The sequence below is a fragment of the Allobosea sp. RIT-PG3_2 genome (assembly GCF_057321085.1).
On sequence record NZ_JBXWCA010000001.1, the window covers coordinates 996,729 to 1,020,543 of the forward strand.

Sequence of the window (23,815 nt, forward strand, 5' to 3'; positions counted from 1 at the left end):
GGCCGGCGGGCTGGGAAGCCGGAAGAGCGTGAGCCGCCCATGCGGTTTTCCCGTTGCAGCCGGGACGCCGGCGGCTTAGCTCAGGTCCATGACCATATCCAACGACGATGAATTGCGCGCGCTCGGCGAGATCGGCCGGATCGTGGCGCGCACCCTGGCTGCCATGGGCAAGGCGCTCGAGCCCGGCATGACCACCGCGGAGCTCGATGCGATCGGGCGCGATTTCCTCGAACGCCACGGCGCGCGCCCGGCCCCGGAACTCGCCTATGACTTCCCCGGCGCGACCTGCATCAGCGTCAACGAGGAGATCGCGCACGGCATCCCCGGCGAGCGGCGCATCCTCGCGGGGGACCTCGTCAATATCGACGTCTCCGCGGAGAAGGACGGCTTTTTCTCCGACACCGGCGCTTCCTTCGCCGTGCCGCCGGTCAAGCCGAAGCTGGAGCGGCTGTGCCGCGACGGCCGGCGCGCGCTCTGGGCCGGTATCGCGCAGGTCGGCGCAGGCAAGCCGCTGGCCGGCATCGGCCAGGCTGTGGGACGCTTCGCCGACAAGAACGGCTATACGCTCGTGCGCAATCTCGCGAGCCACGGCGTCGGTCGCTCGCTCCATGAGGAGCCGACGGAGATCGCGACCTGGCCCGACCGGCGCGAACGCCGGACGATGACGAATGGGCTCGTCTTCACCGTCGAGCCGTTCCTGTCGCTGGGAGCGGACTGGGCGGAACAGGGGGACGATGATCGCTGGACGCTCTACAGCGAGCCTTGCGCGCCCACCGTGCAGTACGAGCACACCGTCGTCGCGACCCCGCGCGGCGCCGTCGTCCTGACCCTGCCGGGCTGATATCGGGCTACCGACCGGATCAGCGCAGGGCCAGGTGGCGGCTCAACCTGAGTTCGAGACGATCCCAGACGCGGCGGATGATCTCGACCAAAACCAGATAGATCAGCGCCGCATAGAGATAGATCGACAGGTCGAAGGAGCGGGCGAAGGCGAGCCGCGTCGCGCCCATCAAGTCGAACAGCGTCACCAGCGAGACGATCGCGCTGGACTTGATCATCACGATCAGCTCGTTGCCGAGCGGGCGCAACGCCAAGATCATCGCCTGGGGCAGCACGACGCGGCGCAGCGTCGCCCAGCGATGCAGGCCAAGCGAGAGCGCACCCTCGAACTGCCCGCGCGGGATCGCCTGGATGGCGCCGCGCAGGATCTCTGCCTGGTAGGCGGCGGTGTTGATGGTGAAGGTGAAGGCCGCGCAATAGAACGGCTCGCGGAAGAACCACCACAGGCCGACATCCTGCCAGAACTCGCGGAACTGGCCGAGGCCATAATACACCAGGAAAAGCTGGCAGAGCAGCGGCGTGCCGCGCAGGAAGGTGGTGTAGCCGCTGACCGCCATCCGCGCCCAGCGCGGACCATAGAGCCTGGTAATGGCGAGGCCGAGCGCGAGCACGAAGCCGATGGCGACCGACACCGCCACGAGCTCGAAAGTGACCCAGAGGCCGCTCGCCATCCGGCAACCATAGTTCTGCAGAACCTCGCTGCCGACCCAGGAACCGGGATATTCGCACCAGTTCATCGCGTCGCTCCGCCGAAAGCGGCCTGGCCGCGTTGGGTGCGTTGTTCCAGCCTGTCGATGCCCCAGGCGGAAACCAGCGAGAAGAAGAAATAGAGCAGCATCGCCGTGCCGAAGAACAGGAACGGCTCCTTGGTCACGACATTGGCCCGCGTCGCGATGAACATGATGTCCTGCAGCGTGATGACCGATATCAGCGAGGTTTCCTTCAGCAGCACCATCCAGTTGTTGCCGAGCCCCGGCAGCGCCACGCGGATCAGTTGCGGGAAGACGACGAGCCGGAAGGCCTGCGCCTTCGACAGCCCCAGCGCCGAGGCAGCCTCGCGCTGGCCCTTCTGGATCGAATTCAGCGCGCCAACCCAGACCTCGCTGGAGAAGGCCGCGAGCACCAGGCCGAGCGCGACCATGCCGGCGACGAAGGGCGGTATCGAGAAACCGGTCCAGACGCGCTGCACCAGGACCTGGATGCCGAAATAGATGATGTAGAGCGTCAGAAGCTCCGGCACGCCGCGGAACACGGTGGCGTAGATCGTCGCCAGCCCCCGCAGAATCACGTGGTCGGAGCGCTTGCACAGCGCGATGACGAGGCCGAGCGCCAGGCCGAACGGCAGGGTCGCGAGCGCGACCGAGATGGTGTTGGCAGCGCCTTGCAGCAGGGCCCAGCCCCAGCCGCCGGGACCGAAGCCGAGCAGAGCAAGTTTATCGAACATGGGATGGCCGGCGCGCGAGGAACTGAAACCCGCCGGCCTGAAATGGCCGGCGGGTGAGCGTCAGCAGGCGTCAGGTCACTCGTACTTGAACCACTTGTCCTCGAGCTTCTTGTGCGAGCCGTCGGCCATCGTCTCGGCGATGGCCTTGCTGATCATGTCCTTCAGGGCCGTGTCCGACTTGCGGACCGCACCGGCGACACCGGCGCCGTGGATGGCGTCGTCGCGCTTCACCTCGGCGATCTTCTTGCAGCAGTCCTTGCCCTTCCCCTTGAGGAAGTCGGCGAGGGCGAGCGCGTCGGCGACGATATAGTCGAGGCGACCGTTGAGCAGATCGAGATTGGCCTCTTCCTGGGTGGGATAGAGGCGCGCGGTCGAATCCTTGTAGAATTTCTCGACATAGTTCGCGTGGATCGTCGAGCCCTGCGCGCCGATCGACTTGCCCTTGAGAGCGGCAGGCGAAATGTCGTCCGACTTGGTGCTCTTGGGCCCGATCACCCAGATCGGGGTCTTGCTGTAGACCGACGTGAAGTCGACCTGCTTCTTGCGCTCATCGGTCGCGTTCATGCCGGCGAAGATGACGTCGTACTTGTTGGCCTGCAGCGCCGGGATGATGCCGTCCCAGTCCTGCACCACCCAGGTGCATTTCACCTTCATCTTCTCGCAGAGCAGGTTGCCGTAGTCGATCTCGAAGCCTTCCAGCTCCTTCTTGGCGTTCAGGTTGTTGTAGGGCGGATAGGCGCCTTCCGTGCCGATCCGAATCTCCTTCCACTCCTTGGCCTGGGCGAGAGCGCCTGTCGCACCAGCCAGCGTCAACGCCGCAGCCGCGACGAACCGAACGAAACTTTTCATGGGACCTCCCGCAGTTTCGGAGCCGCCGGACTTGCATTCGTCCCGGTTCGGCTCCGTCGCGACAGATTGGGCGCAGTTTCGCGCCACCCGCAAGAGGGGCTCGCGCAGCTTTTCGCAGCCTACCCCGCTCAAAGGGCCGGCAGCGGGCGCGATCCTGCCAAAGGAGAAGCCATCAAGCGCTGGGGTCGACCGTGCGAGAGCAGCGCCCTGCCCGCTCAGCGGCGGGCGTCGATAACCGCCACGATCCAGATCGCGAGGCCGCCGAGCGCCAGCGCCGCGCCGACCCAGCCGGTCGAGGTCCAGCCGTAGCCGGCGGCGATCGCCATGCCGCCGAGCCAGGGGCCGAGCGCATTGGCGGTGTTGAAGGCGCTGTGGTTGAGCGCGGCGGCGAGCGTCTGCGCATCGTCGGCCACGTCCATCAGGCGGGTCTGCAGCATGGCGCCAAGGCCACCACCGGCGCCGATCATGAAGACGACCAGCGAGACCGCCCAGATATTGCCGGCGGCGAAGGGGAAGGCGGCGAGCCAGAACGCGCTCCAGAGCAGCATGCCGGCCGTGGCGGGAACCAGCGCCCGGTCGGCCGCCCAGCCGGCGAAGAGCGTGCCGAGCGTCAGCCCCAATCCGAAGACGGCGAGCACGACGGGCACGAGCGCGGGCGAAACGCCGGTGACAGCCACCAATGTCGAAGCCAGATAGGCGTAGACCGCGAAGAGCCCGCCGAAGCCGATCGCACCGGTGGCGAGCGTCAGCCAGACCTGCCGGCGCTTCAGCGCGCCAAGCTCGCGCAAGGGGCTCGCACCGGGCTGAACCCTGTCGCGCGGTGCGAAGAGCCCGATCAGCAGCGCCGTCAGAAGGGCGAGAACCGCGACGATGGCGAAGCCCGAGCGCCAGCCCAGCACTTGCCCCATCCAGCTCGCGGCGGGAACGCCGAGGATCGTCGCGATCGTCAGGCCCAGCATGACCCGCGCCACCGATTGCGCGCGCCGGTTCGGTGCCGAGAGCGAGGCGGCCACCAGTGCCGCGACGCCGAAATAGGCGCCATGCGGCAAGCCGCTGAGAAAGCGGAAGGCGAGCATCCAGTGGTAGTTCGGCGCCAGCGCGCTCAGGCCGTTTCCGATCGCGAAGACGCCCATAAGGCCGATCAGGAGTGTGCGGCGCGGCAACCGCGCAGCGAGCACGGCGATGAGCGGCGCCCCGACGACCACGCCGAGCGCGTAGATGCTGATGACGTGTCCCCCGGTGGGCTCGTCGATTCCCAGCCCGGCCGAGAAATAGGGCAGCAGGCTCATCGCCGCGAATTCGGTGGTCCCTATCGCAAATCCGCCCATGGCCAGCGCAAACAGCACCAGCCCGACCGGCGTCGAACTGACGGCGGACGTGTCCGCGTTCAGGCTGCGATCATGCGCGGCGAGGGTCATAAGTCGCTTTCAAGAGATTGTCGGCATGCTGCGCCGCAACATGAAATAGCCATTCCACTGACGCCGATACAAGAGCGTAAATGGCGATATTTCATGCATCATGCGCATATCGATACGCCAGCCGGACGGATCCGCCGGATCCGGCTATAAGGCCGCTTCCGACACAGGCGACAACGACGTGATTCCCTGGACCGTACTCGATACCGCAGCGCTGCCGGATGGCAGCGGCGACCTCAGGCTCAAGCAGCGCGGCAGCGAATTCTCGATCATGCTGGGCAGCAACGAGCTGATGAACAGCCGCCTCAGCGGCTCGGAAGAGGCCCTTGCAAAGCTGGTCTGCGAGCGGCTGGTTCAGCGCGCCCAACCGAGCATCCTGATCGGTGGATTGGGAATGGGCTTCACCCTGCGGGCCGCGCTCGCCAACCTGCCGCCGGATGCACATGTCGAGGTCGCCGAACTCATACCGGCAGTCGTGGCATGGGCGCGCGGGCCGATGACCGCTGTCTTCGCAGGCTGTCTCGACGACCCCCGCGTGCAATTGACCGTCGCCGACGTGGCAAGCGTCATCGCTACGGGCAAGGGCGGTTACGACGCCATCCTTCTCGATGTCGACAACGGCCCGGAGGGGCTGACCATCGCGGGCAATGACAGCCTGTACGCGGCGGAGGGACTGGCTGCCGCCAAGGCGGCACTGCGGCCGGGCGGCATCCTCGCGGTCTGGTCTTCAGGGCCGGACCATGGCTTCACCCGTCGCCTGCGCAACGCCGGCTTCGCCACCGAGGAGGTGACGGCGCGCGCCCGCCGGACCGGCGGCGGCGCGCGCCATGTGATCTGGCTGGCGGCACGCCGCTAGCGCGGCTGCCTCAGTTGAGCCGGCAGAGACCGTCGCAGGATGCAGCCGAGACGGTCTGGATGAACTCCGAGATCGCCTTCTTCGCATCCGGCTTCAAGGCGGGCTGGGCCGCCTGCAAGGCCGCGATCAGCGCCTGCCGGTCGGGAGGCGCGGTGCCCGCGGCGAGAGCGGCCGCGTTCTCGGCGAGACTGCGTGCGATCAGAAGCTGGTTCGCCGGGCGCAGCGCCGGAATGCGCAGGGCCAGCGCCGCCCCAGCCACGATTTCCTGCAATCCCAGGCGCATCTGGCGAATTCCCTGGAAGCGAGCCTCCGTCTTCTCCTCGACCTTGAGATGCGCGCCAAAGCTGTTGATCGCCTCCAGGGATGCGGCAACGGCCTTCAGCAGGAAGACATGCGTGCGCGTCAGCTCGTCCTGAAACTCGACCGTATTCCTGGCCGTATCGGGCGCCTTCCGGTCCGGCGAGAACAGCGTGTAGGCCTTCAGGATCAGGGTCTGCTTCTGGACGATGGCGAGCAAGGCCGGAATGTCGGCCTCGGCATAGGGCGCCTTGCCGAGAATGGCCGCCTCGTTCCAGACATCCTCGATCACCTTGCCTTCGACCGGATCCGCCAGGCGTGGGAGGGTCGGCTTGCCCTGGGAGGCCTTGATCAGCGTGTCGACCGAGGCGAATGCGGCGTCCATGTAGCCCGGGCCGTTTGCCGGCACTTCGGCACGCGCGACCGTCCCCAAGATGCAGAGCGCGCCGAGAGCGGCGAACCGTGCAATCGAACCAAACCTCGTCATGGTCTTCCTTTTCCTGCGGCGCGGGCCTCCGCCAGAAGGCAGAGTTCCGTGAACAGCACTTGCGCCGCGCATTGAGCGGTGTTGCTCGTGGCATCGTATTGCGGCGCAACCTCTACGACATCCGCTGCAACGATGTCGCGCCCCTTGAGCGCGCGCAAAATCGCCAGCGCCTCGCGCGGCGTCAAGCCGCCGACCTCCGGGGTCCCGGTGCCGGGCGCGAATCCGGGATCGAGCGAGTCGACGTCGAAGGACACGTAAGTCGGCCCCTCCCCGATCACCGCCAGGGCCTTGGCGATCACGGCATCGAGGCCGAGCTCGTCCACCTCGTTGGCGTGGATCACGGTCATGCCGGACTCGAAGGAGAACTCCCAGAGATATTCGGCGCCGCCGCGGATGCCGATCTGGATGACGCGCTCGGGGTCGAGCACACCGTCGAGCACCGCCTGGCGGAACGGCCCGCCGTGATGGAACTTCGAGCCTTCATACGGGCCGGACGTGTCGCAATGGGCATCGATATGCACCATGCCGACCGGCCGCTTCGCGCCGACGGCCTTCAGGATCGAATAGGTGATCGAATGGTCGCCACCGACGGCGAGCGGCGAGACGCCGGCTTCGACGATCGTGCGGAACGTCGCCTCGATGTCCTCATGGCAGTTTTCGAGCGAGAAGCGCGAGCGGAACGGCACATCGCCGATATCGGCGGCCTTGACCATGGTGAGGGGCGCGGTGCCGAGCACATGGTCCATCGGGCCCATGCGCTCGATGGCGCGGACGGCGCGGGGGCCGAGGCGCGCACCCGCCCTGTTGGTGACGCCCAGATCCATCGGCACACCGATGATCGCGACATCCAGCCCACCGAGATCGGGCTTGGTCAGCGCCTCCGGCCGGTAAGGTGTGCCGAGGAAGGTCGCGACGTCCGCAAACGGCCATTTGCGCTTGTCGCCGGTGAATTGGCCTGCAGCCACCCTGGCGAAGCGCGGATCGTGGATGTCGCCGCCGCCGGCGCCGGCATAGCGCTGCCGCAGCTTGGTGAGCTTGTCCTGATCCATGCCTGATCTCCTCGGCGGCGAGCTGTCAAAACGGAATGCGTTCGAGCATCGTCACAGGCCCGCCCTGATAATCGACCTGTCCGAAGCTCTTGTAGCCGAGCTTCTGCGCGACGCGTAGGGATGCGAGGTTGTCGGGCGCTATGATGCAGACGCTGCGCTGCTCGCCATGCGTCTGCGCAAACCAGCGATGGGCGGCAATGGCAGCCTCGATCGCATAGCCTTTGCCATGGGCCTCAGCCGCCAAGATCCATCCCGTCTCCGGCGCATTGTCGAAATCCGGAGACAAGCCCCTGTAACCGTCGAACAGGCCGACCTCGCCGATGACGCGTCCGCTCGCCTTCGCGACCACGATGAACATGCCGTAGCCCCGGAGCGCCCAATGACCCGTGAGGCGGGTCAGCCGGTGCCATGCCTCCTCGCGATTGAGGGGCTTGCCGCCGAGGTGGCGTATGACGGCGGGATCGCGGCGCATGGCGTGGATCGCATCGAGATCCTCCGTCACGGGGCGACGCAAATTCAGGTTTTCGGTCTCGATCATCGCCGCTTTAAGCACCGCCGCAGGAGCCAGCCAAGGCATGTGCCGGAACTAGCCGAAAGTCGCAAGAATCGGCGATAAAATCCCTCGCACTTCGAAAATCCATTCGGTACAAGGCGATTCTGAACGTCGAGCGACAGAACTGGTTCGAAACGCTCGCACCCGCCAAACGTCCGAGGAGAATCGCTAGATGAAGCGTCGTCAGTTTATCCAGACCGCAGCGGCTGGCGCCGCCGCCACCGCTGCCGTGGCCATGCCGGCTGTCGCGCAGTCCAATCCGGAGGTGAAGTGGCGTCTGGCTTCCAGCTTCCCGAAGTCGCTCGATACGATCTATGCCGGCGCCGAAATCATGGCCAAGATGGTCTCCGAGCTGACCGACGGCAAGTTCCAGATCCAGGTCTTCGCGGCGGGTGAAATCGTGCCGGCGCTGCAGGCTGCTGACGCGGTCAGCAACAACACCGTCGAGATGTGCCATACCGTTTCGTATTACTATGTCGGCAAGGACCCGACCTTCGCGGTCGCCGCCTCGGTCCCGTTCGGGCTCAACGCCCGCCAGCAAAACGCCTGGCTGTTCCAAAACGGCGGCAACGAGCTGTTCAACGAGTTCTACAAGAAGTTCAACATTTACGGTCTGCCCTGCGGCAACACCGGCGCCCAGATGGGCGGCTGGTTCCGCAAGGAGATCAAGTCGGTCGCCGACATCCAGGGCCTGAAGATGCGCATCGGCGGCATCGCCGGCTCTGTGCTGCAGAAGCTCGGCCTCGTGCCGCAGCAGCTCGGCGGCGGCGACATCTATCCGGCGCTCGAAAAGGGCACGATCGACGGCGCCGAGTGGGTCGGCCCCTATGACGACGAGAAGCTCGGCTTCGCCAAGGTCGCGCCGTACTACTATTACCCGGGCTTCTGGGAAGGCGGGCCGACGGTCCATGCCTTCGTCAACCTGGAGAAGTGGAACGCGCTGCCCAAGGCTTACCAGGCCGCTCTGACAGCTGCCTGCACCTATGCCAACACCCAGATGGCGGCGAAGTACGACGTAGTGAACCCGCCGGCGCTGAAGCGCCTCGTCGCGGCCGGCACGCAGCTGCGCCCCTTCCCGCAGGACGTGATGGAAGCCTGCCTGAAGGCCTCCAACGAGCTCTATGGCGAAATCTCGGCCAAGAACCCGGACTTCAAGAAGGCGATCGAGACCATGGCCGCCTTCCGCTCGGACCAGTATCTCTGGTGGCAGGTCGCGGAACTCAGCTTCGACGTCTTCCAGGTTCGTACGCGGGCGCGCTGAGCTCCCCGAGCGATTGGATCAACGTTTCAGGGCCCGGCTTCGCCGGGCCCTTTTTTGTGACGCGGAGCCTACCCGTTCTGACACACAGCATGACGCAGCCGGGCAGCGCCACGATAACCCATGACAAAATTGCATGCTCGACATGCAAAAACCTCTTGCTTACGTCTCCAAATCTGCTTTTCTGGATTCTCGAAATTATCGCGTTTCCAATCCGCTCGCGCTTTCGAACCGATCCCGATCCAACGGGGCCGCAGCGCGAGGGGAACTTACCCCGGCGCGAGCCGGGGTTTTTCATGAGCACCATCCGGCAGCCGTGTTACGATGACGTCGATCGTCATAACCGCGCCTCGTTTCAGGGCCACCAAGCCTGATCGCTCGGATACCGCCATGCCTCGCTCAATTCTCGCTTTGCTCCTGACCTGCCTCGCGACGGCGGCTGCAGCGCAATCGATCGGCGAGCCCCTGCCCGGACGCGCCGCCCCCCGCGAATCCTTCAGCAAGCCGGCTCCCGCTGCTGGTCGTGGCGCCCGGCCCTGCCCCGAGTACGGGGCGGGCTTCGTCCGGCTCGAAGGCTCGTCCTTCTGCGTCCGGGCCGGCGGCGCGGTGCGTGCAGAATTCGGCAAGAGCTCGCGCAGCGGTTATGGCAGCCGCGCCGATGGCATGGTCTATCTCGAAAGCCGCGGCGAAAGCGCATTCGGCCCGGTCCGCTCGGTACTCAGTGTTCGCGGCGGGGTCGATCGCGGGCTGGATTCCGGCCCGTTCCGCTACTGAGTATCGCTCGGCGTCGCAAACAGCCGGGCGACCTCGGCCTGAAGCACCGGAACCAGCTCCGCCTCGAACCAGGGATTGCGCTTGAGCCAGGCGTTGTTGCGCCAGGACGGGTGCGGCAGCGGCAGCACGCGCGGATGGGTCGGGCGCTCCAGGATCTCCCGCCAGTTCGCGACCGTCGCCGAGAGGTTGGCGGCCTCCTTGGCACCGAGATGCCAGTTCTGGGCGTAGCGCCCGATCGCGAGCACGAGCTCGATTCGCGGCAACGCCGCGAAGACGCGCTCGCGCCAGGTCGGCGCGCATTCGCGCCGCGGTGGCTTGTCGCCGCCCTTGGAATCCAGGCCGGGAAAGCAATGGCCCATCGGCACGACCGCGACCTTCGCCGCATCGTAGAAGATCGTCTCGTCGATGCCGAGCCAGCGGCGCAGGCGCACGCCCGAGGGATCGGTGAACGGGCGGCCGCTGGCATGGACCCGCGTGCCGGGCGCCTGGCCGGCGATGCAGAGCCGCGCCGTGGCGGAGGCCTGGATGACCGGTCGCGGCTGATGCGGCAGCGGCGGCAGATAGAGCGGCGTGTCGCGGCAGATCCGGCAGGCGCGCAATTCCGCCAGCACGGTATCGAGCGCTTCCGCCTCGCTCATCGCCTTGCCAGCCTGGAACGCCCGGGCGCTTGCGAGATCAGGCCGTCGCAGGCCCATTCTGGCTGCTTCTGCGCATAATCATGCGGATCGCCCTTCTCGATGCGGGCGAAGCCATTGATGCGCCCGCTGGGCCGGCTGCGGATGACATAGAGATCGCCGCTGGTCTCGATGGTGAAGCAGTAGGTACGGCGCGTCTCATGCGGGCCGTAATAATAGCAGACGGCATCCTGTGTCGTGGTCCAGCAGGCATCCTTGTTGGGCACGCCGCGATTGTGGCCGCTCGCCCGGCCATCGGGGTGGTGATACTCGCTGAACGGCAGGTTGCTGCCGGAATAGAGGCCGGTCACGGTGTTGCCTTCGAAGACACGCCGGATCTGCTCGCCGTTAAGTCGCTCGGCGGCACCCACACCGGTCGCGACGACGAGGCCGAGGGCCAGAGCGATGACGGGCGCGCCTCGGCTCATCAGCGTTGCGCCAGCTTGCGGCTCATGGGCGGCGCGGGCGCGCGCGAGATCAGCCCGTCGCAATACCAGGACGTGCCGTTGTCGCCGTGATTGCGCGGATTGCCGAGCTCGACCTTGGCCAGCGCATTGACCATGCCGTTGCCGGTGTTGCGCAGCACATAGAGCTCGCCGCTCATCTCGACGGAGAAGCAATGCACCGTCCGGTCGCTCTGCGGGCCGTAATAGTAGCAGATGCGGTCAGGCTTGGTGATCCAGCAAGCGTCGGTATTGGGCTGCCAGCCGTTATGGCCGAGCGCCCGCCCGTCGGGGTCATGGTACTCGGTGAAGAAGCCGCCATTGGTATAGCGACCAGACACCGTGTTGCCGCGAAAGGCCCGCTCGATCGCCTCTCCGCTCAGCCGCTCGGCAGCTTGCAGCGCGACCGTCGACGTCAACAGGGCAAGCAGGGCGAGAAAACGCCGGCGCATCACGCCTTCCAGCTCGGGCGCGTCGAGAGCTGGCCGTGCCAGCGGCGGATGTTGACGAAATCCTCCGGCAATGGAATGCGCGACGGCTTCATGAAGTCGATGGCGATGCCGGCGGTGATGTCCGCCACGGTCAGCGCCTCGCCGCAGATGAAGCCGCTGCTCGCGAGCTGAAGCTCCAGCAGCCAGAGATGATCGTCGACCTGCTCGCGATTGGCCTCGGCCCATTCGGGAACCTGCTCTTCCAGCTCAGCCATCGAGGGATGGCTGTGGCGGAAGACGGCGGCCACGCTGGCGAACAGGCCAAGCTCGACGCGCCGGTTCCACATCTCGATGGTGCCCTGCTCCTTGGCATCCCGGCCGAAGAGCGGCGGCTGTGGGTGAAGGGCCTCGATATAGCGGCAGATGGCGATCGTCTCGGCCAGGGCCGTCCCGTCGTCGAGTTCGAGCACCGGGAGGCGCTGCGCCGGGTTGATCTTCGTGAAGGCTTCGGACCTGTGTTCCTTCTTGGCCATGTCGATCGGCACCAGCTCCGGCAGCGACACGCCCTTCTCCGCGAAGAAGATGCGAACCCGTCGCGGATTCGGCGCCCGCCCGCCATCATAGAGCTTCATCAGATACTCTCCGTCTCCGGCCGCACCGGATCACGGCCCGCGCCGGAAGGTCAACCACATGCTGGCGTTTCGTGACGCGAACATGGCGAGGTGATGCCGCAATCGGCAGGCTCCTTGCGGTCTCAACGCGGATGGGACCGCCGCCAGGCTTCGGGCCGTTCGAACTGCAGCGCCCAGAGCCCGCGCCCGGCCGCCCGCGCTTCATCCTCCTCGGAGCGATAGGCGCCATAGGACACCGCATGGCCGTCGCGGACCAACCTGGCGTTGATGTCGGTTTCGCCCAGTCGGCACCGGGCCAATCCGCGACCGTAGCGGTCGGCCTTGCCGATCTCGCAGGACACCAGGCCGCTCGCGAGCATCCCCTGCAGGGCACGGCGTGCTTCACGGCCGCAGGCGACCTGGCGGCCGCCGGGCCCGGCGCAGCTCTGGCGATATTCCGGGGCGTCGATCCCTTCCAGCCTCAATTCTTCGCCCAGCAGCCGCAATGAATCGCCGTCGATCGCCTGCGCTGGCCCGACGAGTGTCCGGGCCGCGCCGAGGCGGTATTGCAGGATCGCGCCGGCGAGCGCGAGAAAGCCCAAAAGCCCGAGCGCCACGACGAAATCAGCCATGCGGCCGACGCGGCGCCAGCCGAAAGGTCCGTAGCGGGAAGAGCCGAATCCGAAGGGAGCCATCAGGAAGAGCTTAACGATTTGGTGTCCATGATGGCGAGCCGTCCGTGCATGCCGCACGGCGGAACGAGGATACACGCTCCCGACCATGGCGGAAGTGACGGCCGAACAGGTGCAGCGCGGGCGCGGACCCGACCCTTCCGCAATGGCGCGCCGCAAGGTCGTTTCGCGCGAGGTCAAATCCGTGCGCGAGCGGCTGACCTCCTCGACCGGGCTCGAACGGGCTTTCGATTCAGAACTGCTGCGGGTCTTCGCGCAGTACCGCCTTTCGGGCTCCGTCGGCACATTGGTGCTGGTCACCGGCATCGCCGCTGCCGCCTGCCTCTGGCTGCCGACGTCGCGTGTCGCGCTGTGGAGCAGCGCGGTGCTGCTGAGCACGCTCATCGTCGTCGCCCTGTCGCGCCGCTATCTGGGCAAGCCCGCCGATACGGTCCGACTGAAGCGCTGGCGCCGGCTCTTCACCTTAGCGGAAGGCCTGCACGGCCTGTCCTGGGCGCTGCTCCTGCTGCTGTTCGCGCCGGTCGAGGCGGCTGGCGCGAAGGTCTTCGTGACCACGGCGCTGCTGATCGTCAGCGCGCTCACCGTCATGCTCTCCGCCACGATCCCGATGGCTGTTTATGCCGGGCTGACGCCGATCATCGCCGGCATCATGGCGTTCTTCTGGGAACGCCGCGACATCGACAGCGTCACCATGGCGCTCATGGCGGCCTCGGCGCAGCTCTTCTTCATCTTTCTCGCCAACCGGCTCTACGCAAGCTCGGTGGATTCGATCGGTTTCCGGGCCGAGAAGGACGCGCTGATTGCCGAACTCGAAACCGCCAACGCGAATTCCGACGAGGCCCGGCGCAAGGCGGAAGAGGCCAATCTCGCGAAGTCCCGCTTTCTCGCGACGATGAGCCACGAGCTGCGCACGCCGCTCAATGCCATCCTCGGCTTCTCCGAGGTGATGAAGAACGAGATCTTCGGCGTGCACGCCAACGCCGCCTACAAGGAATATTCGGGCGACATCCACGGCTCGGGCCAGCATCTCCTCAACCTCATCAACGAGATCCTCGATCTGTCGCGCATCGAGGCCGGCAAGTACGAGCTGAACGAGGAGGCGCTGTCGCTCGCCGGCATCGTCGACGACTGCCAGCACATGCTCGCGATGCGCGCCAAGGCGAAGGGCCAGAGCATCCGGGCGCTCGCCGAGCCCGAGCTGCCACGGGTCTGGGCCGACGAGCGCGCCATCCGGCAGGTCGTACTCAACGTGCTGTCCAACGCGATCAAGTTCACGCCGCAGGGTGGCGAGATCACGATCAAGGTCGGCTGGACGGCGACAGGCGGGCAATATGTCTCGGTCGCCGATACCGGCCCCGGCATCCCCGAGAACGAAATCCCGATCGTGATGCAGAGCTTCGGGCGCGGCTCTCTCGCCATCAAGACGGCCGAGCAGGGTTCGGGGCTAGGCCTGCCGATCGTCAAGGGCCTGATCGACCTGCATGGCGGCGGCTTCAGCCTGAAGTCGCGGCCGCGTGCCGGCACGGAGGTGACGATCACCCTGCCCGCCGAGCGCGTGATGGATACGCTTGCGGCCCTGCCGGAGCCGAAGTCGCGGGCGGCGTGAAGCCCATCGCCCGAATCTCGCCCCACAGTTGAGAAACATCTTTGCCTCCCCACCCGGCGGCGCCTGCCCTCTCTCCTCGGACTATCGGACCATGAACCGGAAAACGCGCGTCGCCGTGCTCTACGGCGGAAAATCGGGCGAGCACGAGGTCTCGCTGAAATCGGCGGCCTCCGTCCTGCGCTATCTCGACCGCGAGCGGTTCGAGCCCGTTCCGATCAGCATCGACAAGCAGGGCCGCTGGCAGTGCCACGATCTGCGCCGCATCGAGGCCGCGAATACCGAGAGCCTGCCGATTCCGGCCGACTCGCCCGCGATCCGGCTGGAGCCGCAGGGCGATCTCACCGCGATCCTTCCCTCCGACAGCGCCGCGCCGCCCATTCCGCCGGTGGACGTGGTGTTTCCCGTGATCCACGGCCCGCTCTGCGAGGACGGCGCGATGCAGGGCCTGCTCGAGCTTGCGGGTGCGGCCTATGTCGGATCGGGCGTGCTCGCTTCCGCCGTCGGTATGCACAAGGACATCGCCAAGCGCCTCGCCGCGCTCGCCGGATTGCCGGTCGCGCCCTATCTCGCCCTGTCGCGGCGCGATTACCGACGCGACCCGGAAGGCGCGGCAAAGGCAGCGCGCGAGGCGCTGGCACTGCCCGTCTTCGTCAAGCCCTGCAACATGGGCTCCAGCGTCGGCGTCCATAAGGTGAAGCGCTGGGAGGACCTCGACGCCGCACTCGCCGATGCGTTCCAGTACGATCTCAAGGTGCTGGTCGAGCAGGGCATCGACGCCCGCGAAATCGAGATCGCGGTGCTCGACGGCAATCCGCCCGTCGCCAGCGTCGCGAGCGAGCTCAACCCCGGCCCGCAACACGAGTTCTACTCCTACGAGGCCAAGTACATCGACCAGGACGGCGCCACCGTCGACCTGCCGGCGAGGCTCGATGCCGCGCAGATGGAGCGCGTGCGCAAGCTGGCGAACGACGCCTTCGTCGCGCTGGAATGCAGCGGGCTGGCGCGGGTCGATTTCTTCCTCGACCGGCAGAGCGGCGCCTTCTACTTCAACGAGATCAATACGCTGCCGGGCTTCACCGCGATCAGCATGTATCCGAAGATGATGGAGGCCTCCGGCCTGCCCTACCCGGCGCTGCTGACGCGCCTGATCGAACTGGCGCAGGAGCGTCATGCCGAGCGGGCGGGGTTGAAGACGGATTACGAGGGATAGCGTTCGCAGGAACCGCTGCCGTCATTCCGGGGCGCGCCAAAGGCGCGAGCCCGGAACCCAGAGCCGATGCGGATGATTGATGGGCGAACCGGACGGTCGCCCTTTCGAGAACACTCATCGGTTCTGGGTTTCAGGCTCATTGCTGCGCAATGCCCCGGAATGACGGCGGTGGTTCCGCCGAAAGCCGAACTACCCCTTCCGCGCCACCTGCGCCTGCTCGAACGTCGCCATGCCGGAATGGACGGCCGCGGCGGCCTTGACGATGCCGGCGGCGAGCGCTGCACCCGTGCCTTCGCCAAGGCGCATGTCGAGCGCCAGCAGTGGCACCTTGCCGAGGCGTGCGAGCACGTCGGCATGGGCGCCTTCGACCGAGAGATGGCCGGCGATGCAATGGTCGATGGTCGAGGGTTCGATCGCATGCAGGATCGCAGCAGCAGCCGTGACGACATAGCCGTCGAGGATCACCGGGATGCGCTGCGAGCGCGCGGCGATGATGGCGCCGCAGATCGCCGCGACCTCGCGCCCGCCGAGACGGCGCAGCACTTCAAGCGGATCCTTGAGATGTGCACGATGCAGCGCCAGCCCGGCTTCCACCGCAGCGACCTTGCGCTTCAGCCCCTCATCGTCGACGCCGGTGCCGCGGCCGCACCAATGCGCCGCGTCGCCGCCATAGAGCGCCGCATAGATCGCCGCCGCCGAGGTCGTGTTGCCGATGCCCATCTCGCCGAGGCAAAGCAGGTCGGTGCCGCCGACGAGCGCTTCCATCCCGAAGGCCATGGTGGCGACGCAGGCGCGCTCGTCCAGCGCATCGGTCTGGGTGAAGTCGCCGGTCGGCAGGTCGAGGGCGAGGTCGAAGACCTTGAAGCCGAGATCATAGGCCGCGCAGATCTGGTTGATCGCGGCGCCGCCGGCCGCGAAGTTCTCCAGCATCTGGCGCGTCACGGATTGCGGATAGGCGGACACGCCCTGCGCCACCACGCCGTGATTGCCGGCGAAGACGCAGACCAGCGGCCGGTCGACCGTAGGCTTCGCCTTGCCCTGCCAGGCAGCGAGCCATTCGGCGATTTCCTCCATGCGGCCGAGGCTGCCGGCCGGCTTGGTGAGGTTGGCGTCGCGGGCGCGCACGGCATTCGCGGCCGCCATGTCGGGGCCGGGCATCGCGGCGATGAGTTCGCGGATATCGTCGAAGGGCAATCCGGAGGCGGCCATGGCTGTTCCGTCGGGCAAAGGGCTTGGCACCACACGCTAGGCGTGGCGGCGCGGTCTGCGCTGCTGCTATAGGCTCGAGCGTGTGAAGACAATCGAGCGGAGCGGCGCAGCAGGCATGGCGGAGGTCGACACGACGACGGAGACGCCCCCGCCAAGCTGGCCGGGCTGGCCGATCGCGACCGCGATCTGCCTGCGCTTCTATTCGCGCCTGCCCGTGCCGCAGTTGCCGGGCGAGGCCGACAGCCACGCCATTCCCGATTTCCGGACCGTGCCGCGTGCCCTGCCCTTCGCCGCGCTGGTCATCGCCCTCCCGGCGGCGCTCGTCGCGCTTGCAGCTGGGCTTGCGGGCCTGAGCGGAATGGTCGTCGCGGGGCTGGCGCTGACGGCGCTGGCGCTGACCACCGGCGCCTTCCATGAGGACGGGCTGGCCGACACCGCAGACGGGCTGTTCGGCGGCCATACGCCGGAGCGCCGGCTGGAGATCATGAAGGACAGTCGCGTCGGCTCCTATGGCGCGCTGGCGCTGGGCCTGTCGCTGCTGTTGCGGGCGAGCCTGCTCGCGATGATCCTCGACCGCTCCGGCGCCTGGGCTGCGTCGGCAGCGGTGCTTGTCGCCGCGCCCTGGTCGCGCGCCGAGGGCCTTTTCCTGCTCGCGACGCAGCCCGCGGCACGCAGCGGCGGCGCTTCGGCTTCGGTCGGTCAGCCGACAGACCTGACGGCGCGGATCGCGCTGGCCTTGAGCCTGCTGCTGGCGAGCGGGATCACGCTGGCGGCGCATCTTCCGGTCACCGGGCTGCTTCTCGGCTTCGCGCTGGCGCATGGCGTGGCGGCTGTTCTTTCGCGGCTGGCGCGGCGGCTGATCGGCGGCCAGACGGGCGACATCCTCGGCGCGGCCCAGCAACTCGCCGAGATCGCGATCTATCTCGGTCTGGCGCTCGCCCTGGGATGGGCAGGACGGTGACCACCGCCTCGACGCCCTGCATCAAGGTCTGCGTCATCGACCCGGCGAGCAAGCTCTGCGAGGGCTGCGGGCGGACGCTGGCCGAGATCGCGCAATGGGGCCGATTGAGCGAGGCCGAGCGGCTGAAAATCATGGCCGAGCTGCCGGAGCGGCTGCGGGAGAAGCCATAGGGGCCCTACGTCATGCTCGGGCTTGACCAAAAATGCCACGGCGAGACCTGGCGAGCGCCGGAAGCGCAAGCTGCCCCCTCTCCCCTTGCGGGAGAGGGTTGGGGTGAGGGGTCGCGCCGCCCTCGCCGGACATCTCGCGAGACCCCTCATCCGTCAGCGCTGACGCGCTGCCACCTTCTCCCGCAAGGGGAGAAGGAAAGGAGGCAGAGAATGACGGCCTATGTCTTCGCCGCCGCTGCCAGCGCCTCGCCTGTGAGTCGATAGAAGACCTTCTTCGTCTGTGCGACCGCGCCGAGGCCTTCATAGAAGCGCAGCAACGGTGCATCGTCCGCATCCGCAGTCCAGTCGATGCGCTTATGGCCGCGCTCGATGGCGAGCTCGGCCAATGCCCTCATCAGCGCGCGGCCGAGGCCCGCGCCACGAGCGGCGTCGGCAACGTAGATCTCCTTCAGGAAGAAGCCGGATTTCAGCCCCGGTCCCGGATAGAGATTGCAGGCCGAGGCGAAGCCGAGGATCGGCTGCCCTTTCGCCGCGACCAGGATATCGACACCTGCCGGCAGGGCCGCGAGGCCGGCCCTGATCTCATCGGGCGGCGGGCATGGCACCGCGTAATGGCCCTGCATCTCGGCCATCAGCGCGGCCAGCGCCGGGTGGTCTGCGAGCTGAAGCAGGCGGATGACCGTTTCGCTCATCGTCCGGCACCCGCTCAGTGCAGCAGCGACCAGATGAACCGGCTGGCGACGAACAGCAGGAACACGCCGAAGGCGACTTCGAGGCGCCGTTTCGAGAGCCGGTGCGCCATGCGTGCGCCGATCGGCGCCGTCCAGATCGAGGTCGGGATGAACAGGATCATGCCGATCAGCGAGACATAGCCGAGCGAGAGCGGCGGAAGGATGTCCATCTTCGGCCAGCCGGCATAGATGAAGCCGAGCGCGCCGGGGATCGAGATCAGCACGCCCAGCCCCGAGGAGGTCGCGACCGCCTGATGGATCGGGCGGCCATAGAAGGTCATGAACAGGCTGGAAAGCTGCCCCCCGCCGATACCCATCAGCGCCGAAAGCACGCCGATGACGCCGCCATAAGCGACCATCAGCGGCTTGCCGGGCATCTCCTCGCCGAATTTCCAGCGGTCGGCCGCGAAGAGCAGGCGGATCGCAGAAATCAGCGCGACGACGACGAAGATGATCTTGAACAGGTCGGCAGGCGCATAGCGGGCGATCCAGCTGCCGACGATGACGCCGAGCACGACCGGCACGGCCCAGACCTTGAGAATGGAGAGATCGACGAGCCCCTTGGCGCGATGCGCATTGAACGAGCGGATCGAGGTAGGGATGATGACGGCCAGCGAGGTGCCGACCGCGAGCGGCATGCGCACCTCATCGGCGACGCCGATGACACGGAAGACCTCGTACAGCACGGGGACGATAACCGCGCCGCCGCCGACGCCGAAGACGCCGGCGAGCAGGCCGGTGGCCGCGCCGGCAAGCACCAGCGACACGGCGAGGAAGGCGAGATCGCCGAGGGGAATGCCTGCAAACATGGGGGAGTATCCGGTGGGGCTGCCCGATCTCTCGGTCATTTGGCGGGCGCGGGCAAGATGCCGCCCCTGCATGGCGGCCGCGAGAAATCGAGCCGCGTCGGGCGATGCGTCACCTTTACGCCTTGCGCCTTGCGCAGGATAGTTCTGCGCGAAGCAGGGCTCGACCCGGCCAAGCGATCCTGCTGACCTTGCTTGCCCTTCGAAAAGGAGAACCGAGCGACCGAGAACTTCGACCTTTCTGCAAATTTAAATCGTTTCAACCATAAAATCAGGAGGACACGATGTCAGAGGGCCACCGTTCGACGCATGATAATTCAAATCCCGTCTCATCCACGCAGCGGCTCTCTCGCCGCAGGCTGATCCAGGCCGCAGGCGCAAGCGCCTTCGCCGCCGCTTCCGCGCCCGTCTTCGCGCAATCCCCCACCGACCGGGCAAGCCCGCCCACCACCATCACCACGCCGCCGCGCGATTTCAGCCGCCGCGGCGCGCCGACGACCTATTTCTGGGACCCGGACGTCATCGCGGTCGATCCCTCCTTCAACGGCCTCGCCCAACCCAACGCCGCGATCCAGCGGCTCTGGACCGGCGGGCTCTGGCTCGAGGGCCCGGCCTGGAATGCGCAGGGGCGCTATCTGGTCTGGAGCGACATCCCGCGCAACCGGCAGATGCGCTGGCTCGATGACGACGGCAATGTCAGCGTATTCCGGATGCCCTCGGGCTACAGCAACGGCAACAGCTTCGACTTCCAGGGCCGGCAGCTCTCCTGCGAGCATCTGAACCGGCGCGTCGTGCGCTACGAGCTCGACGGCTCGGCGACGGTGCTGGCTGACGCCTTCGAAGGCAAGAAGCTCAATTCGCCCAACGACATCGTCGCCCATACGGACGGCAGCTACTGGTTCACCGACCCGCCCTATGGCGGGCAGCTCTATGAAGGGGCGCCGGACGCAGCCGGCGGCCCGAGCAATGCCAATGGCAAGATCAATCCCCGCCTCGGCCAACCGCCCGGCATCGGCCTCGCCAAGCGCGAACTGCCGACGAATGTCTACCGGATCGACCCGAGCGGGCGGCTCGACCTCGTCATCCGCGAAGAACAGGTTCCGGACCCGAACGGGCTGTGCTTCTCGCCCGATTTCAAGAAGCTCTATGTCGCCTCGACCGGCAAGGGACCGGGCGACACCGGCCCCGGCGGCAAGGGCGACATCCATGTCTTCGATGTCGGTGCCGACAACAAGCTGTCTAACGGGAAGGTCTTCTCGGACTGCATGATCGACGGCATCAATTGCGGGCCGGACGGCCTGCGCTGCGATGTCGAGGGCAATCTCTGGGCGTCGAGCAATGCCGGCCGGAATGTCGGCTACAACGGCGTGACCGTGTTCAACCCGGCCGGCAAGGTGATCGGCCGCATCCGGCTGCCGGAGGTCTGCGGCAACATCTGCTTCGGCGGGCCGAAGCGGAACCGCCTGTTCATGGCGGCGAGCCAGTCGATCTTTGCGCTCTACCTGGCGACGCAGGGCGCCGGGCCGGGCTGAGCACGCCGGACCAGCCCGACTCCGTCACTCCGGTTCAAGCCCGGAATGACGGAGTCGTATTGCGCATCACACGTCCAGCAGCGGCGCGAAGCCGCCATAGACGACGCGCTTGCCGTCGAAGGGCATCTTGAGCGCCCCCATGCGCGGGTCTTCCATCATCTTGCCCCAGGCGGCGGCGCGCACCGCCTTGGACGGCCACTCGACCCAGCTGAAGACCACCGTCTCGCCGGCCTGCGCCTTCACAGCGCCCTTGAAATCGGTGACCTTGCCGTCCGGTACGTCATCGCCCCAGGCATCGACGACGCGGCGGGCGCCATGCTCCTTGAACAGCGCAGCGTGCTTGACGGCGAAGCTGCGATAATCGTCCATGCGGTCATTGGGCACGGCGACGAGGACGCCGTCGAGATAGCCCATCGCGCCGCCCTCCCCTTCGTCCAGCAGCGAGGCGAAGCCGCCATAGATCATGCGCTTGCCGTCGAAGGGCATGTCCTGGCCCATCATCTCCTTCATGCGTGGGTCGCTCATGATCTTTTCGTTGGCGGCGTCGCGCGTCTCCCGGTCGGGATACTCGAACCAGGAGAAGACCACGACCTCGTCGGGCGTCGCCTTCACCGCCCCCTTGAAGTCCGTGACCTTGCCGTCCGGGACGTCGTCGCCCCAGGCCTCGACGTGGCGCCTGACGCCGAATTCCTTGAAGAGCGGCGCCGCATCGGCCGCGTGCTTGCGGTAGATGTCCTTGTTCGCGGCCGGCACAGCCACGACGAAACCATCGACATAAGCCATTTCGTTCTCCCTCACGCGCAGCCGTCAGTGCAGCCGCGCTTCAAACGTTGATATCGACCCGGAACGCTTCGCGCGCACGCGCGAAGCCCGGTATTCAGCCGCAGCAGGAGCCCACGGCAGCCAGGGGCAGGACGCTCGCGGCACCGTCGGGCTTCTCGTCGTAGCGGTCGTGATGACGCATCCAGTTCATGATCGTCTCCTCGTTGCGGCCCTTGGGCGTCATGTCGAGGAAGTTGTAGGCGCCGATCAGCAGGTCGCCGCCGCGCGCATAGGTCGAGTAGGTGTGGAAGATCTCGCCCGCCTCGTTGCGGTGGAAGATGCTGAAGCCCGGCATCTCGCCGCCTTCGCCCTCATGCATCTCGTAATTGTATTCATAGCTCCCGGCCGCCTTCTCGGCCGGGCTCGGCGAGACGTGGAAGTCGTGGTTGAAGTCGCTGCCGGCCGAGGAAACCCAGGGGAACTCCCAGCCCATGCGGCGCCGGAACGGCTGGAACTCGCCATAAGACGCCCGCGAGACCACGACCAGGCTGACGTCGTGATGCTTCAGGTGCAGGTTGGCACCGTCGAAATGATCGGCGAGGAAGGAGCAGCCTTCGCAGCCTTCCTTGGCGCCCGGCCCGAACATGAAGTGATAGACGATCAGCTGGCTGTTGCCGTTGAACAGATCGGCCAGCGACAGCCGACCCTTCGGCCCCTCGAAGGCATAGTCCTTGTCGACCCTGACCCAGGGCAGTTCGCGCCGCTCGGCCGAGAGCGCATCGCGCCGGCGGGTGAACTCCTTCTCATGGGCGAGATGCGCCTTGCGGGCGGCAAGCCACTCCGCACGGGATACGATCCTGTGTTCCATCGTCTCCGCTCCTGTGCTTCCGCCGGCGCCGTGCCGGCGGCCGTTCAAATGCGTGCCCGAACAGGGCAGCGCTACGCTCCGCCTCAGGCGAAGTAGGCCTCGAGCTTGACCATGGTTCCGGTCCAGCCATGGGTGTGGCCGCGCACGGCCGCGTCGTCGAACAGCTTCTCGTGCAGCAGGGTCAGGATCGTGCCCTCGCCATCGGGCTTCAATGTGACGGTGACGCGCGAGACGCGCTCCGGCGTCGTCACCCAGGACCAGCTGAAGACGAGGCGCTCGTTCTCGACCACCTCCAGATAGCGCCCCGACACCTCATGGCGCTCGCCATTGTCTTCCCGCATCACGACGCGATAGACGCCATCGACGCGCGGATCGATCTCGGCCTCCTGGGCCACGACGTTCTCGGGCCCGAACCAGCGGACGAGCAGCTCCGGATCAGTCCATGCCCTGTAGACCTCGGCAGGCGACGCATTGAGGCGCCGCTTCATCGTGAGGCTCGGTGTCACCTGTTGATGCATCGGCCCGTTCCTCTCCTCAGCCTTCGCTTTTGCGCCGCGCTTCCAGCAGCGCCTCCAGCGCATCGAGCCGCTCGGTCCAGAACCGCTGATAGTGCGCCAGCCAGCCCATCGCCTCCTCCATCGGCTCCGCATTCAAACGGCAGGACACCGTGCGCCCCGCCTTCGTCCGCGTGACCAGTCCGGCATCCGAGAGCACGTCGAGATGCTTCATGATCGCCGGCAGCGAGACCGGAAACGGCTTGGCCAGTTCGCTGACGGACAGTCCGTCCTCCCGCTCCAGCCGCGCCAGCAAGGCCCTCCGCGTCGGGTCCGCCAGCGCGGAAAATGTCCGATCGAGCTGCGTCTCTTGAAACTTAACCATTGAGTTAAGTTTAGGCCCAAGCTCCGGGGCCCGTCAAGCCCCTAGGCTTCAGGCGTATCGCGGGCGATGTAGGGAAAGGCGAAGTTTGCCGCAGTGCAAGAAGGCGACCGCAATCCACTGGTACGCGCCGGCATCTGTCAAATGTGCAACTCCTGTGAATCCACGCCGCGTTGGTGAAGTCGCTCCCGAAACTCTAATTGAAGAGAGAGGCATAGTGTTGCCGCGATTGTCGGTCGAGTTCCGCAATCTGACATGCGACGCCGGCTTTGCCGGCGTCGCTCAGTTTCCCGCAGCAGGGTTCTGTCGACCAGAGCATTCAGCTCGACGTGTGCAAGCGCGCCAGTTCAGCTAAGAACCTGCCGGAAAACGAGTGGCTCTGTGCCGGTCGGCTAACTTAGCACAGCGGCT

The 23,815-nt window shown here is 66.6% G+C and carries 28 protein-coding genes; 9 read left to right on the forward strand and 19 right to left on the reverse strand.

Translation table 11 applies throughout. The features are described from left to right. Positions 1–88 precede the first annotated feature (88 nt). Positions 89–841, forward strand: coding sequence for a type I methionyl aminopeptidase (gene map / locus AC2FAN_RS04525; RefSeq protein WP_485172852.1), 753 nt, complete (start codon positions 89–91; stop codon positions 839–841). Positions 842–860: 19 nt separating this feature from the next. Here the strand turns inward: map and AC2FAN_RS04530 are convergent, their stop codons facing one another. The 4 genes from AC2FAN_RS04530 to AC2FAN_RS04545 form a co-directional block, all read right to left on the reverse strand. Continuing rightward, positions 861–1,577: an ABC transporter permease gene (locus tag AC2FAN_RS04530; protein WP_265052601.1), complete on the reverse strand. Its 717-nt coding sequence runs from the start codon at positions 1,575–1,577 to the stop codon at positions 861–863. After that, the gene (locus AC2FAN_RS04535; protein ID WP_265052600.1) at positions 1,574–2,284 is read right to left on the reverse strand and encodes an ABC transporter permease; all 711 of its coding nucleotides are present in this window, start codon (positions 2,282–2,284) and stop codon (positions 1,574–1,576) included. The genes AC2FAN_RS04530 and AC2FAN_RS04535 overlap by 4 nt, the downstream gene beginning before the upstream one ends. A 75-nt stretch (positions 2,285–2,359) precedes the next feature. Next, complete coding sequence (locus tag AC2FAN_RS04540) at positions 2,360–3,133, reverse strand: transporter substrate-binding domain-containing protein (RefSeq protein WP_265052599.1); 774 nt, start codon at positions 3,131–3,133, stop codon at positions 2,360–2,362. Positions 3,134–3,348: 215 nt separating this feature from the next. After that, positions 3,349–4,551 (reverse strand): MFS transporter, encoded by a 1,203-nt coding sequence (locus tag AC2FAN_RS04545; RefSeq protein ID WP_485172853.1) that lies wholly within the window; start codon positions 4,549–4,551, stop codon positions 3,349–3,351. A 178-nt stretch (positions 4,552–4,729) separates the two neighbouring features. Here AC2FAN_RS04545 and AC2FAN_RS04550 point away from each other — a divergent pair, with 178 nt between their 5' ends. Continuing rightward, complete coding sequence (locus tag AC2FAN_RS04550; protein ID WP_265052597.1) at positions 4,730–5,404, forward strand: polyamine aminopropyltransferase; 675 nt, start codon at positions 4,730–4,732, stop codon at positions 5,402–5,404. 10 nt (positions 5,405–5,414) lie between these two features. Here the strand turns inward: AC2FAN_RS04550 and AC2FAN_RS04555 are convergent, their stop codons facing one another. The 3 genes from AC2FAN_RS04555 to AC2FAN_RS04565 are packed head-to-tail and all read right to left on the reverse strand — an operon-like array spanning position 5,415 to position 7,775. Continuing rightward, complete coding sequence (locus AC2FAN_RS04555) at positions 5,415–6,188, reverse strand: hypothetical protein (protein ID WP_485172854.1); 774 nt, start codon at positions 6,186–6,188, stop codon at positions 5,415–5,417. Next, the gene (speB, locus tag AC2FAN_RS04560) at positions 6,185–7,237 is read right to left on the reverse strand and encodes an agmatinase (RefSeq protein WP_485172855.1); all 1,053 of its coding nucleotides are present in this window, start codon (positions 7,235–7,237) and stop codon (positions 6,185–6,187) included. The genes AC2FAN_RS04555 and speB overlap by 4 nt, the downstream gene beginning before the upstream one ends. Before the next feature lie 25 nt (positions 7,238–7,262). After that, on the reverse strand, positions 7,263–7,775 hold the full coding sequence (locus tag AC2FAN_RS04565) for a GNAT family N-acetyltransferase (protein WP_485172856.1): 513 nt from the start codon (positions 7,773–7,775) through the stop codon (positions 7,263–7,265). Positions 7,776–7,962: 187 nt separating this feature from the next. Between AC2FAN_RS04565 and AC2FAN_RS04570 the strand changes: the two genes are divergently transcribed. Together AC2FAN_RS04570 and AC2FAN_RS04575 are read left to right on the forward strand one after the other, a co-directional pair. Further along, on the forward strand, positions 7,963–9,051 hold the full coding sequence (locus AC2FAN_RS04570) for a TRAP transporter substrate-binding protein (protein WP_265052593.1): 1,089 nt from the start codon (positions 7,963–7,965) through the stop codon (positions 9,049–9,051). Positions 9,052–9,438: 387 nt separating this feature from the next. Beyond that, positions 9,439–9,822 (forward strand): hypothetical protein, encoded by a 384-nt coding sequence (locus AC2FAN_RS04575; protein ID WP_476807067.1) that lies wholly within the window; start codon positions 9,439–9,441, stop codon positions 9,820–9,822. On the opposite strand, the gene AC2FAN_RS04580 is transcribed toward AC2FAN_RS04575, so the two are convergent. The 5 genes from AC2FAN_RS04580 to AC2FAN_RS04600 form a co-directional block, all read right to left on the reverse strand. After that, a complete protein-coding gene (locus AC2FAN_RS04580; protein WP_485172857.1) occupies positions 9,816–10,460 on the reverse strand; it encodes a uracil-DNA glycosylase family protein in 645 nt (214 codons plus the stop codon). The two genes, AC2FAN_RS04575 and AC2FAN_RS04580, sit on opposite strands and share 7 nt — an antisense overlap. After that, positions 10,457–10,924 carry a hypothetical protein gene (locus AC2FAN_RS04585; RefSeq protein ID WP_485172858.1) on the reverse strand — a complete coding sequence of 156 codons (468 nt, stop codon included), beginning with the start codon at positions 10,922–10,924 and terminating at the stop codon, positions 10,457–10,459. Before AC2FAN_RS04585 ends, AC2FAN_RS04580 begins: the two co-directional genes overlap by 4 nt. Next, positions 10,924–11,391, reverse strand: a complete 468-nt coding sequence (locus AC2FAN_RS04590) for a hypothetical protein (protein WP_265052589.1) — start codon at positions 11,389–11,391, stop codon at positions 10,924–10,926. The genes AC2FAN_RS04585 and AC2FAN_RS04590 overlap by 1 nt, the downstream gene beginning before the upstream one ends. Then, complete coding sequence (locus AC2FAN_RS04595; protein ID WP_265052588.1) at positions 11,391–12,002, reverse strand: glutathione S-transferase family protein; 612 nt, start codon at positions 12,000–12,002, stop codon at positions 11,391–11,393. The genes AC2FAN_RS04590 and AC2FAN_RS04595 overlap by 1 nt, the downstream gene beginning before the upstream one ends. A 122-nt stretch (positions 12,003–12,124) precedes the next feature. Then, on the reverse strand, positions 12,125–12,613 hold the full coding sequence (locus AC2FAN_RS04600; RefSeq protein ID WP_485172859.1) for a thermonuclease family protein: 489 nt from the start codon (positions 12,611–12,613) through the stop codon (positions 12,125–12,127). 148 nt (positions 12,614–12,761) lie between these two features. Here AC2FAN_RS04600 and AC2FAN_RS04605 point away from each other — a divergent pair, with 148 nt between their 5' ends. Together AC2FAN_RS04605 and AC2FAN_RS04610 are read left to right on the forward strand one after the other, a co-directional pair. Then, on the forward strand, positions 12,762–14,279 hold the full coding sequence (locus tag AC2FAN_RS04605; protein WP_485172860.1) for a sensor histidine kinase: 1,518 nt from the start codon (positions 12,762–12,764) through the stop codon (positions 14,277–14,279). 91 nt (positions 14,280–14,370) lie between these two features. Next, positions 14,371–15,489 (forward strand): D-alanine--D-alanine ligase family protein, encoded by a 1,119-nt coding sequence (locus AC2FAN_RS04610; RefSeq protein ID WP_485172861.1) that lies wholly within the window; start codon positions 14,371–14,373, stop codon positions 15,487–15,489. A 189-nt stretch (positions 15,490–15,678) separates the two neighbouring features. Here AC2FAN_RS04610 and cobT read toward each other — a convergent pair whose 3' ends face one another. Next, positions 15,679–16,698 carry a nicotinate-nucleotide--dimethylbenzimidazole phosphoribosyltransferase gene (gene cobT, locus AC2FAN_RS04615; protein ID WP_485172862.1) on the reverse strand — a complete coding sequence of 340 codons (1,020 nt, stop codon included), beginning with the start codon at positions 16,696–16,698 and terminating at the stop codon, positions 15,679–15,681. Positions 16,699–16,813: 115 nt separating this feature from the next. On the opposite strand from cobT, the gene AC2FAN_RS04620 reads away from it, so the two are divergent. Further along, a complete protein-coding gene (locus AC2FAN_RS04620; protein ID WP_485172863.1) occupies positions 16,814–17,659 on the forward strand; it encodes an adenosylcobinamide-GDP ribazoletransferase in 846 nt (281 codons plus the stop codon). Beyond that, positions 17,656–17,829: a DUF1289 domain-containing protein gene (locus AC2FAN_RS04625; RefSeq protein WP_476807075.1), complete on the forward strand. Its 174-nt coding sequence runs from the start codon at positions 17,656–17,658 to the stop codon at positions 17,827–17,829. The genes AC2FAN_RS04620 and AC2FAN_RS04625 overlap by 4 nt, the downstream gene beginning before the upstream one ends. A 218-nt stretch (positions 17,830–18,047) precedes the next feature. Here AC2FAN_RS04625 and AC2FAN_RS04630 read toward each other — a convergent pair whose 3' ends face one another. After that, the gene (locus AC2FAN_RS04630) at positions 18,048–18,521 is read right to left on the reverse strand and encodes a GNAT family N-acetyltransferase (RefSeq protein ID WP_485172864.1); all 474 of its coding nucleotides are present in this window, start codon (positions 18,519–18,521) and stop codon (positions 18,048–18,050) included. A gap of 14 nt (positions 18,522–18,535) precedes the next feature. Continuing rightward, positions 18,536–19,369: a sulfite exporter TauE/SafE family protein gene (locus AC2FAN_RS04635; protein WP_476807077.1), complete on the reverse strand. Its 834-nt coding sequence runs from the start codon at positions 19,367–19,369 to the stop codon at positions 18,536–18,538. A 281-nt stretch (positions 19,370–19,650) separates the two neighbouring features. On the opposite strand from AC2FAN_RS04635, the gene AC2FAN_RS04640 reads away from it, so the two are divergent. After that, on the forward strand, positions 19,651–20,898 hold the full coding sequence (locus AC2FAN_RS04640; RefSeq protein ID WP_485172865.1) for an SMP-30/gluconolactonase/LRE family protein: 1,248 nt from the start codon (positions 19,651–19,653) through the stop codon (positions 20,896–20,898). A gap of 66 nt (positions 20,899–20,964) precedes the next feature. On the opposite strand, the gene AC2FAN_RS04645 is transcribed toward AC2FAN_RS04640, so the two are convergent. The 4 genes from AC2FAN_RS04645 to AC2FAN_RS04660 all read right to left on the reverse strand — a co-directional run bounded on the left by AC2FAN_RS04645 (position 20,965) and on the right by AC2FAN_RS04660 (position 23,407). Continuing rightward, on the reverse strand, positions 20,965–21,681 hold the full coding sequence (locus tag AC2FAN_RS04645) for a DUF1428 domain-containing protein (RefSeq protein ID WP_265052578.1): 717 nt from the start codon (positions 21,679–21,681) through the stop codon (positions 20,965–20,967). Positions 21,682–21,775: 94 nt separating this feature from the next. Continuing rightward, on the reverse strand, positions 21,776–22,528 hold the full coding sequence (locus tag AC2FAN_RS04650) for a DUF899 domain-containing protein (protein ID WP_265052577.1): 753 nt from the start codon (positions 22,526–22,528) through the stop codon (positions 21,776–21,778). Between the two features lie 83 nt (positions 22,529–22,611). Next, on the reverse strand, positions 22,612–23,046 hold the full coding sequence (locus tag AC2FAN_RS04655) for an SRPBCC family protein (protein ID WP_485172866.1): 435 nt from the start codon (positions 23,044–23,046) through the stop codon (positions 22,612–22,614). 16 nt (positions 23,047–23,062) lie between these two features. Further along, positions 23,063–23,407 carry an ArsR/SmtB family transcription factor gene (locus AC2FAN_RS04660; RefSeq protein ID WP_476807082.1) on the reverse strand — a complete coding sequence of 115 codons (345 nt, stop codon included), beginning with the start codon at positions 23,405–23,407 and terminating at the stop codon, positions 23,063–23,065. Positions 23,408–23,815: the final 408 nt, after the last annotated feature.